This is a genomic window from Streptomyces sp. NPDC051243 (assembly GCF_044455405.1).
GTDB lineage: Bacteria > Actinomycetota > Actinomycetes > Streptomycetales > Streptomycetaceae > Streptomyces.
This window is the reverse complement of the sequence record NZ_JBITES010000021.1, coordinates 184,655-196,305: the sequence shown is the minus strand read 5'-3', so window position 1 is coordinate 196,305 and position 11,651 is coordinate 184,655. Positions and strand designations below refer to the sequence as shown.

Annotated in this window: 12 protein-coding genes and 1 rRNA gene; 10 read left to right on the top strand and 3 right to left on the bottom strand. The window is 68.9% G+C overall.

The genetic code is table 11. The features are described from left to right. The 9 genes from rrf to ACIBAG_RS40575 all read left to right on the top strand — a co-directional run. Positions 1-76: ribosomal RNA gene (gene rrf / locus ACIBAG_RS40615) — 5S ribosomal RNA — on the top strand; the annotation flags it as partial. A 61-nt stretch (positions 77-137) separates the two neighbouring features. Beyond that, positions 138-782 carry an HAD family hydrolase gene (locus tag ACIBAG_RS40610; RefSeq protein WP_399112516.1) on the top strand — a complete coding sequence of 215 codons (645 nt, stop codon included), beginning with the start codon at positions 138-140 and terminating at the stop codon, positions 780-782. A gap of 126 nt (positions 783-908) precedes the next feature. Continuing rightward, a complete protein-coding gene (locus ACIBAG_RS40605) occupies positions 909-2,141 on the top strand; it encodes an MFS transporter (RefSeq protein WP_399112514.1) in 1,233 nt (410 codons plus the stop codon). Beyond that, the gene (locus tag ACIBAG_RS40600; protein WP_399112513.1) at positions 2,092-3,264 is read left to right on the top strand and encodes an acetoin utilization protein AcuC; all 1,173 of its coding nucleotides are present in this window, start codon (positions 2,092-2,094) and stop codon (positions 3,262-3,264) included. The genes ACIBAG_RS40605 and ACIBAG_RS40600 overlap by 50 nt, the downstream gene beginning before the upstream one ends. A 190-nt stretch (positions 3,265-3,454) precedes the next feature. Next, on the top strand, positions 3,455-4,270 hold the full coding sequence (locus ACIBAG_RS40595; RefSeq protein WP_399112512.1) for a phosphatase: 816 nt from the start codon (positions 3,455-3,457) through the stop codon (positions 4,268-4,270). 129 nt (positions 4,271-4,399) lie between these two features. Beyond that, the gene (locus ACIBAG_RS40590; protein ID WP_004984898.1) at positions 4,400-4,612 is read left to right on the top strand and encodes a helix-turn-helix domain-containing protein; all 213 of its coding nucleotides are present in this window, start codon (positions 4,400-4,402) and stop codon (positions 4,610-4,612) included. A 157-nt stretch (positions 4,613-4,769) separates the two neighbouring features. After that, complete coding sequence (locus ACIBAG_RS40585; RefSeq protein ID WP_003948845.1) at positions 4,770-4,868, top strand: 30S ribosomal protein bS22; 99 nt, start codon at positions 4,770-4,772, stop codon at positions 4,866-4,868. Between the two features lie 257 nt (positions 4,869-5,125). Then, the gene (locus ACIBAG_RS40580) at positions 5,126-6,187 is read left to right on the top strand and encodes an NAD-dependent epimerase/dehydratase family protein (protein WP_399112511.1); all 1,062 of its coding nucleotides are present in this window, start codon (positions 5,126-5,128) and stop codon (positions 6,185-6,187) included. Between the two features lie 14 nt (positions 6,188-6,201). Then, positions 6,202-7,254: a lysophospholipid acyltransferase family protein gene (locus tag ACIBAG_RS40575; protein ID WP_399112509.1), complete on the top strand. Its 1,053-nt coding sequence runs from the start codon at positions 6,202-6,204 to the stop codon at positions 7,252-7,254. A gap of 122 nt (positions 7,255-7,376) precedes the next feature. On the opposite strand, the gene ACIBAG_RS40570 is transcribed toward ACIBAG_RS40575, so the two are convergent. The 3 genes from ACIBAG_RS40570 to ACIBAG_RS40560 all read right to left on the bottom strand — a co-directional run bounded on the left by ACIBAG_RS40570 (position 7,377) and on the right by ACIBAG_RS40560 (position 11,111). Beyond that, on the bottom strand, positions 7,377-8,624 hold the full coding sequence (locus tag ACIBAG_RS40570; protein WP_399112507.1) for a DUF5667 domain-containing protein: 1,248 nt from the start codon (positions 8,622-8,624) through the stop codon (positions 7,377-7,379). A gap of 251 nt (positions 8,625-8,875) precedes the next feature. Then, the gene (locus ACIBAG_RS40565) at positions 8,876-9,649 is read right to left on the bottom strand and encodes an ECF subfamily RNA polymerase sigma factor, BldN family (protein ID WP_399112506.1); all 774 of its coding nucleotides are present in this window, start codon (positions 9,647-9,649) and stop codon (positions 8,876-8,878) included. Between the two features lie 526 nt (positions 9,650-10,175). Further along, entirely contained in the window at positions 10,176-11,111 is a 936-nt protein-coding gene (locus tag ACIBAG_RS40560; protein ID WP_078662550.1) for an HAD family phosphatase, read from the bottom strand. Between the two features lie 131 nt (positions 11,112-11,242). Between ACIBAG_RS40560 and ACIBAG_RS40555 the strand changes: the two genes are divergently transcribed. Next, complete coding sequence (locus ACIBAG_RS40555) at positions 11,243-11,530, top strand: glutaredoxin family protein (RefSeq protein WP_399112504.1); 288 nt, start codon at positions 11,243-11,245, stop codon at positions 11,528-11,530. Positions 11,531-11,651: the final 121 nt, after the last annotated feature.

Sequence of the window (11,651 nt, the reverse complement as noted above, 5' to 3'; positions counted from 1 at the left end):
GAACCCGGAAGCTAAGCCTTACAGCGCCGATGGTACTGCAGGGGGGACCCTGTGGGAGAGTAGGACGCCGCCGAACAAATTTTGAAGAAAACCCCGCACCGTTTCGGTGCGGGGTTTTCTGCGTTTAGGCTCGCGGTATGCGCTACGACCTCGTCATTTTCGACAACGACGGTGTGCTCGTCGACAGCGAGCCCATTTCCAACCGGTTGCTGGCCGAGTACCTGACCGAGCTGGGGCATCCGACGTCGTACGAGGACTCCATTCGGGACTACATGGGGTCCGCGATGCACCGGATCCACGATCTGATCGAGGAGCGGACGGGACGGCGGCTGCCGGCGGACTTCGATGACGTCTTTCATACGCGGGTGTTCGCGGCGTTCGAGCGGGAGTTGAAGGCTGTGGACGGGGCCGCTGACGTGCTGGCGCGGCTGGCCGGGGACGGGGTGCCGTACTGCGTGGCTTCCTCGGGGAGTCATGAGCGGATCCGGGTGGGGCATCGGGCGGCCGGGCTGGACCGGTGGTTCGAGGACGGGCGGATCTTCAGCTCGCAGGATGTGGGTCAGGGGAAGCCGGCGCCTGATCTGTTTCTGTACGCGGCCGAGCGGATGGGGGTCGTGCCCGAGCGGTGTGTCGTCGTCGAGGACAGTCCGCTGGGGGTGCAGGCGGCCGTCGCAGCCGGGATGGATGTCTTCGGATTCACCGCGATGACGCCTGCCCGCAGGCTCGCGGGTGCCGATCAACTCTTTTCGGGCATGAGGGAGTTGGTTGGACTGCTGGTGTGACGCTTGGGAGCGGCCGGCGGGTGGGCGGGGGCGGCGGCTTTCTGCGGGCGCCGTAGGTGAAGCTGAGGGAAATTCATCTTTGGCTGGATCTACCCACGGGTAGTCCGGAGCCCTACGCTCGCCGCCATGACTGATGTGCTGCGGCGCGGTAGGGCCTCGTTGTCGTTCAGCTTCTTCGCGCAGGGTGTCGCCTTCGCCCTGCTCGTGACCCGGATTCCGGCCATCCAGGACCGGTACGGGGTCTCCGACGCGCTGCTGCCCGCGTTCCTCGCCGCCGTACCGGTCCTGGCCGGTGTCGGGAGTGTGGCGACGGAGCGGCTGGTGAGGCGAATACCGCCGAGCCGGCTGCTGCGGTGGTCCCAGCCCGTCGTGCTCCTGGCGCTGCTCGGGGTCGGGGCGGGGGAGCGGATGGTCGAGCTGGGGGTCGCGCTCGCCGCGTTCGGGCTGGCCGTGGGTGTGCTCGACGCCTCGATGAACATGCTCGGGGTGAGCCTGCAGCGGTCGTACGGGCGCAGCATCATGCTCAGCTTTCACGCGGTGTACAGCCTCGGCGGGATCGTAGGGGCCTCGCTGGCCTGGGTGGGGGCGCACTGGGATCTCGCGCTGTTCGTGTCGTATCTGCCGGTCGTCGTGGTGTTGTTGCCGGCCGCGCTGGTGGGGAGTCGGTGGTACGTCGATGGCGGGGGTGGGGCCGATGTCGTGGCTGGGGAGTCGGGGGAGGGTGGGGCGGTCGCCTTCAAGGTGCTGTTGCCGTTCTGTCTGGTGATGACCTTCGCCTATATCGGGGACTCCACCGTCTCCAACTGGAGTGCGAAGTATCTGCAGGACGTCCTGGGGAGTTCGGAGCAGCTGGCGACCGTGCCGTACAACGTCTACATGGTCACCACGTTGCTGGGGCGGGCCATCGGGGATTTCGGGGTGCGGAGGTTCGGGGCCGTCGCGGTGGTGCGTACGGGGGCGCTGGTGGCGGCCGTCGGGTTCGCGGTGGTGGCCGGGGCGCCGGGGGCGTGGGTCGGGATGCTGGGGTTCACGCTGCTGGGGATCGGGCTGTGTGTGCTGGTTCCGCAGACGTTCGCGGCGGCGGGGCGGCACGCTTCCGAGAAGTACGGTCCGGGGGCTTCGGACGCGGCCATTGCTCGGCTCAATGTGTTCAATTACGTGGGGTTTTTGATCGGGTCGCCGCTGGTGGGTGCGCTGGGCGATGTCTGGAGCTATCGCGGGGCCATGCTGGTGCCGATGGTGTTGGTGCTGGTGACGCTTGTGTACGCCCGGTCGTTCGCCGCTCAACCGGACCGATACGGTGGCGGGCATGAGCGGCCGCGCACAGCTGATGTGGGACGAGGCAGTAACGGGCTATGACTTCGGCCGGGACCATCCCATGGACCCGGTCCGGCTCGCGCTGACCAGGAGACTCGTCGATGCCTTCGGGCTGGACAAGGACGTGGACGTCGTCTCGGCGCAGCCGGCCGGCGACTCGACGTTGCGGCTGGTCCACCGGGAGGACTACATCGCGGCTGTGAAGGCGGCCTCGGCGGATCCGGGGGCCGCGGATCAGTCGTACGGTCTCGGCACGCTGGATGATCCCGCGTTCGCGGGGATGCATGAGGTGTCGGCGCTGATCGCCGGGCAGTCGGTGGGGGCGGCGGAGGCCGTGTGGCGGGGGGACGCACTGCACGCGGTGAACTTCGCGGGTGGGCTGCACCATGCGATGCCGGGGGGCGCCTCGGGGTTCTGTATCTACAACGACGCCTCGCTGGCCATCGCGCGGTTGTTGGAACTGGGGGCCGAGCGGGTCGCCTACATCGATGTCGATGTGCATCACGGGGACGGGGTGCAGGCGGCGTTCTGGGAGGACCCGCGGGTGCTGACGGTCTCGTTGCACGAGCATCCCCGTACGTTGTTTCCGCAGACCGGGTGGCCGGAGGAGACCGGTGGCGCGGGCGCGGAGGGGTCGGCGGTGAATGTGGCGTTGCCGGCCGGCACCGGGGACGCGGGGTGGCTGCGGGCGTTTCACGCCGTGGTGCCGGAGATCATCGCTGACTTCCGGCCGCAGGTGCTGGTGACTCAGCACGGGGCCGATACGCACTTCGAGGATCCGTTGGCGCATCTCGCCGTGTCGTTGGACGCGCAGCGGGCTGTGCAGGTGGCGTGTCATGACCTGGCGCATGAGTACGCCGAGGGGAAGTGGGTCGCCCTGGGGGGCGGTGGGTACGCCGTGGTGGACGTCGTGCCGCGGTCGTGGACACATCTGGTGGGGATCGCGGCGGGGCGGCCGATCGAACCCGAGGCGATGATTCCGGAGGGCTGGCGGCAGGAAGTCTTCGCGCGGACCCGGCAGTTGGGGCCGGCGCGGATGACGGATGGGCGGTGGCCCGTGTCCTGGGGGGACTGGGAGGCGGGGTACGACCCTGCGGATCGGCTGGATCAGGCTGTGCTGGCCACTCGTAAGGCTGTGTTTCCGTTGCGGGGGTTGCTGGCGTAGGCGGGGTGCGGCCGGGAGCTTGCAGGATCCCTCGGGACGGGGGTTCCCGCGGGACGGGGCTCCTTCGGGGCGGGTTCTCCCCGGCGGGCGGGCTCTCCCCAGGGGCGGGAACGGAGTGCCTTAGCCCAACCGCGCGTTGTTTCCCCGTTTCCCCTGCCCTCGTGCAGCCCGGTCCGTCACCATCGCTCACGTGTTGAGTACCGGAGCCCTCCGTGCCCACCTCCTGGCCGCTCGGCTTGCCGGGATCGTGGCCACTTCGCGGGAGGACAGTCTCAGGAGTTATCGGCTCTTCGCTGCCCGGGATCCTCGGGTGCTCATCGGGCTCGATCCCGAGTGGAGCTGGCGGCTGGGCGATCTGATCGAGTTGATGGCGGACAAGTGTGGGGTTTCGGCCGATCCGACGCACGTATCCGGTCTTGATGTGATCGATCCTGGGCGGACTTTGAGCGGTTTGGATGCCTTCGCCGATCGGATCGGGGCAGCCGCCCAGCGTGGCGCGCCGGTGCTGATCGGTACCGGGCATCCGCATCGACTGCTCGGCTTCTACGCCGCCTTGGCGGACGCGTTGTCGGCGGCGGGGTGTGCCGTCCTCACCCCCGCGCATGGTCGTTGTATCGACATAACGACCCGGTTCGGCCTACGCACGTACAACCTTGACTACGTACGAGGAGTCGCGTTGGCGCGGGAACCCGGCGCTCCGAGCACCGGGCGTGAGACCGGCGCACACACCCACTCGCCGCTCCCGGTTCGTACCGCTCTGGCCGCCGCGGCCGAGGCCGGCGGGCCCCTGCCGGAGCTGGTGATCGGGGACCACGGTTGGGTCTGCGGAGCAGGTCAGCTGGGGTTTGAGGCCATTGGTCTCGCCGATACGAATGACCCCGCGCTCTTTGTGGGGGAGGCCGAGGGGTCCGTGTCCGTCGTCGTTCCACTTGATGACGCTGTGCGGTCTGATTACTACCGGCCGCTTACCCGCTACGTACTCAATCGAGCGTGTCTGTCACAGTAGGTCGCCGATGGCTGCACCTCTTCCCCACTCGCATCACCCGCCCCTAGTCTGGGGAGTGAGCACGCAGCGACGAAGAGTCACCGGAAGGGGAAGCCGGTGGCCGTCGAGTGCGGAAGGTTCAGGTGTGTCATGGCTGCAGCTGGCGAGAGGCCTCTGAACGAGGTTCAGTTCCTTACCGTGGCGGAAGTCGCCTCGGTGATGCGAGTGTCGAAGATGACCGTGTACCGGCTGGTGCACAGCGGTCATCTGCCCGCGATCCGGGTGGGGCGGTCCTTCCGCGTCCCCGAGCAAGCGGTTCACGAGTACCTCCGCGAGAGTTATGTGGGGGTGGAAACCGCCTGACGGCCGTGGGCGGGGGAGGATCCTCAGGGCTCTTCGGGATTCACCCTCGCCCCCTCGATTACGACCTCAGCGCTCGGGCGGGTAGGCTAGCCCCTCGTAGGTCGTGTGGGCCCATGGCGCCCAAACACCGAGTGATGAGAAGTGAGCGAGGGTAGTCGTGGGCTCTGTTATCAAGAAGCGGCGCAAGCGGATGGCCAAGAAGAAGCACCGCAAGCTGCTCAAGCGCACGCGCGTTCAGCGTCGCAACAAGAAGTAAGCGCGGCGCCGCGTACGTGGCGTCTTTGTGGCCCCCCACCAGACTCGGTGGGGGGCCACACGCGTATCGGGGACGGTGTGCGAAGGGTCGAACCCTGTGCGTATGCCTGGACAAGGGATTGATCCGTCCGGTCGTACGCAGGGAATTCTCGTCACTTCATGCATTGGGTGGTCATCACAGCGCAACATCGACCCGCTAAGTTGGCCGCACACGGGGAACTCGGCAGGGGTACGAGTGCTGGAAGGAAGGCGCTGATCTTGGGCAAGGTCGTGCTCGTGACCGGAGTGGCCCGTCAACTGGGGGGCCGGTTCGTACGACGGATCCAGCGTGACCCTCAGGTGGACCGGGTGGTCGCCGTGGACGCGGTGCCGCCCGAGCACCATCTGGGGGGTGCCGACTTCATCCAGGCCGACATCCGGCAGCCCACCATCGCGCGGGTGCTGGCCGAGAGCGGCGCCGACACCGTCGTACACATGGACGTGACCGGTACCGCGCTGGGCAGTGGCAGCCGGACCACGGTCAAGGAGACCAACGTCATCGGGACGATGCAGCTGCTGGGCGCCTGCCAGAAGTCGCCGAGCGTGAAGCGGCTCGTGGTCAAGTCCAGTACGAATGTCTACGGGTCCGCACCCCGCGACCCCGCCGTCTTCACCGAGACCACCCCGCCCAAGTCCCTGCCCAGCGGCGGCTTCGCCAAGGACACGGTGGAGGTCGAGGGCTATGTGCGGGGGTTCGCGCGGCGGCGGCCGGACGTCGCCGTGTGTGTGCTGCGGTTCGCCAACATCCTCGGGCCGACCGCCGACACCCCGCTCGCCTCGTACTTCTCGCTGCCCGTGCTGCCGACCGTCTTCGGCTACGACCCTCGGCTGCAGTTCGTGCACGAGGACGACGTGATCGAGGTGCTGCGCATCGCCTCGCACGAGCCGGAGCGGGGCACCCTCAACAGCGGCACCTTCAACATCGCCGGCGACGGCGTCCTGCTGCTCTCGCAGTGCTCCCGGCGGCTGGGCCGCCCCACCGTGCCGCTGCTGCTCCCCGCGGTCACCTGGGCGGGCTCGGCGGTGCGTACGCTGGGTATGTCGGACTTCTCGCCCGAACAGATCCGGTTGCTCACGCACGGCCGGGTCGTGGCGACGGACCAGATGCGAGAGACGCTCGGATTCAAGCCGAAGTTCACGACGGCGGAGACCTTCGCGGAGTTCGCGCGCAGCCGCGGACCCGGTCTGCTGCCGCCGGAGGCCCTTGCGGGGGCCGTCGACCGGATCGCCGCGCTGCCCGTGCTGGGCGGCGGCCACCCCCCGACGCAGAGCGCCAACTGAGGAGCGCATCAACGATGGCGGACGCCAAGGTCATTCCGTTCGACGACGACCGGTCCCGCGGAAGCGCCGTGCAACGGCCCACGCGGCGCCGCAGTGCGGGGAGCCGGCGCAAGAACGGTGAATCCGCGCTGGTACGCGAGGTCCAGCCCCTCCCCGGACGGTCCTTCGCGCAGGATGATGTTCCTGTGACACGTGAGCAACAGCCGCCGCAGCAGCCCCGGGACGAGGGCGGCCTGGAGCGGCGCATCGCGAGCGGCCTGGCCTTCCTGCGCCGCCGCCTCACCGGGGACTACGAGGTCGACGACTTCGGGTACGACGAGGAGCTCACCGACCAGGTCCTGATGTCCCTGCTGCGCCCGGTGTACGAGAACTACTTCCGGGTCGAGGTGAAGGGCGTCGAGAACATCCCGTCCGAGGGCGGCGCGCTGATCGTCGCCAACCACTCCGGGACGTTGCCGCTGGACGGCCTGATGATGCAGGTCGCGGTGCACGACCACCATCCCGCCGGGCGTCACCTGCGTCTGCTCGCCGCCGATCTGGTCTTCATGCTGCCGGTGGTCAACGAACTCGCCCGCAAGCTCGGCCACACCCTGGCCTGCGCAGAGGACGCCGAGCGGCTGCTCGGGCAGGGCGAGTTGGTCGGGGTGATGCCGGAGGGCTTCAAGGGCATCGGCAAGCCGTTCTCCGAGCGCTACAAGCTGCAGCGCTTCGGCCGCGGTGGCTTCGTCTCCACGGCCCTGCGCAAGGGCGCGCCGATCATCCCGTGCTCGATCGTCGGGGCCGAGGAGATCTACCCGATGATCGGCAACGCGAAGACCCTGGCCCGCCTGCTGGGCTTCCCGTACTTCCCGTTGACCCCGACGTTCCCGTGGCTGGGCCCGCTGGGCGCGATCCCGCTCCCGACGAAGTGGACGATCCAGTTCGGCGAGCCGATCCCCACGGACGGCTATCCACCTGAGGCCGCCGAGGACCCGATGCTGATGTTCAACCTGACCGACCAGGTCAGGGAGCAGATCCAGCACACGCTGTACAAGTTGTTGGTGCAGCGGAGGTCGGTCTTCTTCTGACGTCTGCTGGGGGGCGTTGACCGAAGAAACGTTTGTACGGCTTGTCGGATGATCACGGCGATGGGGGCGCCCCTCTCAGGAGGGGCGCCCCCATCGCCGTGCGAATCGCTCTTCGGGAGTGGTCAGTTCGCGTCCTCGCCCTCGATGCCCAGACCCGGCAGAAGGCCGGGAAGCAGGGGCGGGAGGGTGACGGCGGGTTCGGTGCTCGGCGTCGAGGTGGACGGTGAGGTGCCGGTGCCGCTGGTGTCCTTCGGCGGGTCGAGCAGGCCGCCGGTGCTGCCGCCGAGCAGGCCCTCGCCCTCGCTGCCGGAGCCCTCGGCCGACTTGCTGGGGCTGCTGGACCGGTTGCCGTCGGAGGAGCCGCTGCCGCCGGCGCTGGGGCGGGCCGACCGGTCGGAGTCGGACGTACCGGTGGACGCCGACCCGGAACCGCCTCCCTGCTTGCCGTCGCCGCTCTGCGTCGGTGGCTGCGGCAGGAGGGACTCCAGCGGGGCGACCTCTTCGTCTATGGCGTCGAACACCGACGACACGCGGTCACTGACGTCCACGAGCTGGAGGGGAAGCCGCTCGCGCAGGTTGCCCCACGCCGCGCGGTGTGAGCGGGAGAAGGCGGAGAGGGCCTGGATGGGGCCCAGGGAGCCCGGATCGCGTTCGTACGCCTCGCGCAGCAGGCGGTGTCCCTCCGAGGCGTCGTGCTGCATGCCGGACAGGGCGCGGCGGATCGCGTAGAGCGACTCGTGGTCGAGCTCTCCGCCGCGGCCGCGCTCCATCAGTCGCCGGGCCTCGCTCAGCCGGGTGGAGGCGTGGTCGAGGTAGGCGCGCCCGCGTTCGTCGTCGCCGTCGGCCAGGACGTTGAGCTTGAAGTCCTCGATGCCGCGTTTGAGGCCGTAGAGGGAGTCACCGGGCAAGGCGTCGGAACTCGCGGCGGCCACTCCGCCGAAGGCTCCCGCGGCGACTCCTACGCTGAGCCCGCCCGCGGTGAGACCCTTGGCGAGCCGGGAACGGGGCCGCAACTTCCCCAGGGGGGAGGCCCGATGAGCCCCCCGTGCCCGATCCGAACGCTGCTCCGGCAGGGCCGGGCCCGCCTCGCCCGCCGTTGTGCCCTCCTGCAGCATGGCCTCCATCGCGGCCACGAGCTGGGCCCTCTGGACGACCTTGACCTCGGGGTCGAGCGCGGGCCTGGGCAGCTCGCCGAGACTCTCGGTGAGGGCCAACAGGCGTCCCTGCTCGGTCTGTTCCGCAGCAGCCGGTGGCGGTGCCGATCCATCGGGCTGCTCGGCCTGCTCGGCCGCCGAGCCCCGGTCGGTCAGCTCCTCCAGGGCCTGGGCGAAGGCGTTCGCCCGCCGGTGTGCCGATACGTTCGCGATCACTGGCGGCACCTCCTCTCGTGATGACGGTCGGCTCCCCAGGGGGTCCTGAGGGTTGCACGCCCTGACCACAACCACACGATCGAGTGATCGAAGTCGGCCAGGGAGTGACCACAGGGAGCCTGCATCCCGCACAACGAGCGGCTCGGCACTTGGGTTACGGACGCCGGATGAACGGATAGCGAAGTCAACAGACTTTCACCGACGGTGAGTTGGTGATTGCGGAGAGTGCTGGATCGGTCCGGTCGGCGCGGTCAGCGCGCGTCGTCCGGAAGCAGCCGGGCGAGGGTGCGCACGGCCCGGTACTGGAGGGTCTTGATGGCGCCCTCGTTCTTGCCCATGACGCGGGCGGTCTCCGCGACGGAGAGGCCCTGGAGGAAGCGGAGGGTGACGCACTCCTGCTGCTGCGGGTTGAGCCGGCGTACGGCGTCGAGGAGCGCGGCGTTGGAGAGCGACTCGAGGACGGAGTCCTCGGGGGAGCGTTCGACCTCGTTGGCGTCGAGCATCTCGCCGGTGGTCACCTCCAGCCGGAAGCGGCTGGACTTGAAGTGGTCGGCGACGAGGTTGCGGGCGATGGTGACGAGCCAGGCACCGAAGTCCCGGCCCTGCCAGGTGAAGGTGCCGATGCGGCGCAGGGCCCGCAGAAAGGTCTCGCTCGTGAGGTCCTCGGCGGTCGCCTTCCCTCCGACGCGGTAGTAGATGTAGCGGTAAACGGTGTCGCTGTACTGGTCGTAGAGCCGTCCGAACGCGTCGGCCTCGCCGGCCTGCGCGCGTTCCACCAGATCCATCATTCGAGCGCTGTCGCTGTCCGCGGCCGGCCGCCGAGCGGTCGCCGCACCGGCCGAGCGCCCCCGTCTGCCGACGGCGGCGGTGCCGTCGGCGAGCGCGTAGCACGGGCCTACGGGTACGGCGGTTACGGCGAGGGCGGGGACGGCGTACGCGGTGGGGACGAAGCCGCGCAACAGGTCTTGGACCGTTGCGCGCAGCGTAGCCAGGCCCGAGGCGTCAACCCCGACGTGTGGGTACACGGGACTCCCAGAGGCAGAGCTTCCATCACGTGCAGTGCGGGACCGTTCACCCGTCGTAGCGACGGAGGGGTACCGGTTTGCGTCTGAGGAGAATAACGCTTCGTGCAGGCACTGCTACGCCCAGTTGCTCAAATCACCGATTGCGTCTCTTCTGTAACCGATTGACGCCCGATCAAGTGCCGCAGAGTGACCGCTTGTTGATCGAATCCGCCCGTGTTCCGGCTGAGTCCGGGGCGTGTTGTGGCCGTGTGCAGCCAAGGGGACTGGACAGGGGGTTGCGGGGGTATGGAGTGCGGATTGGCCGCATGGCCGGGCGTGGTCGACTCGTCGTATGTCGCGGCGGCGTGTCTGGCCCTTTCCGGGGCGCGCACATGCTCAGCCGCTCTCCGGGGCGCGCACATGCTCAGCCGCCCTCCGGGACGTGCACAGCTCAGCGCCGACCGGATCGAGCTGGGCCGGTCGGCGCTGGGGAGTGTCGTTCTGAGGAGCGGGGGCTCTTGTGCGGGGTCCTGCCGTTGTACGGCCTCTACCGGCGCCGACGGTGCAGTGCGATCGCGGCGGCCGTGCCTCCGGCCACCGCGCCCACTCCGGCGGCCGCCGGGATGCCGACCTTCGCCGCCTTGCGGCCGGTGCGGTAGTCGCGCAGGCGCCAGTCCAGCTTGCGGGCGTGCTTGCGGAGCTTGGTGTCGGGGTTGATGGCGTAGGGGTGGCCGACCAGGGAGAGCATCGGGATGTCGTTGTGCGAGTCGCTGTAGGCCGCGCAGCGCGAGAGGTCCAGCTCCTCCGCCGCGGCCAGGGCGCGGACCGCCTCCGCCTTCGCCGGGCCGTGCAGCGGTTCGCCCACCAGCTTGCCCGTGTAGACGCCGTCCACCGACTCCGCCACCGTGCCCAGGGCGCCGGTCAGCCCCAGGCGACGGGCGATCACCTGGGCGATCTCCACCGGGGCCGCCGTCACCAGCCACACCTTCTGGCCGGCGTCCAGGTGGGCCTGGGCGAGGGCGCGGGTACCGGGCCAGATGCGCTCGGCCATGTACTCGTCGTAGATCTCCTCGCCGATCGACATCAGCTCGGAGACCCGGTGGCCCTTGACGATCGACAGCGCCGAGTCGCGCGCGTCCTGCATGTGCTCCGGATCCTCGACGCCCGCCAGCCTGAACCACGCCTGCTGCCAGGCGAACTTGGCGAGGTCGCGGGTCTCGAAGAACTTCCGCTTGTACAGGCCCCGTCCGAAGTGGAACAGCGCGGCGCCCTGCATCACGGTGTTGTCCAGGTCGAAGAAGGCGGCGGCCTTCTCGTCGCCGAGCACCGGGAACTCCGGTTCCGCGGAGGAGTCCTCCGGGACCTCGGACACTGTCGCTTCCTGCGACGACTTGCGCGCTGCCTCCGCCGAGGCCTCGCCAGCCAACACGCTCCGCGCCGTGGCGGAACGCCTACGGGGAGTGAGCCATCCAAGAGCGGCCATGACCGTGAGCATAGCCAGTTTGTTCGGTGCTTCCGGAGTCGAGAGGTTTGAAGGTTGTGAACTCTCCGCGACCGCGCAGTTAAACCGCGTGGCGAGCGCGCGATCGAGCCCGCGCGGGTCGGCGCGCGAGAATGGCTGACATGAGCCCCCTCTTTCGTCGCGCCACGGCCAAGTCGCCCCGGGACCGGCTGGTCACACTTATCCGTAAACCCGGCTGTCATCTGTGTGATGACGCACAGATCGTCATCGAGAAGGTGTGCGGGGAACTCGGGGTGCCATGGGAACAGAAGGACATCACCCAGGACTCCCGACTCCATGACCAGTACTGGGAGCAGATCCCCGTCGTCCTGGTCGACGGCGCCCAGCACACGTTCTGGCGCGTGAACGAAGATCGCCTCCGCAAAGCACTGACCAGCTAGTCCAACTGGTCGGAAAACTGGCTTAGGATCGACGGCGACCTGGTCTGGGGGGCGGGCATCGTTGAGGAGAGTGTGCGGTTTTGCCCCCGAAAGCAGAGGAACGGTGGTGCGTATGCGCCGG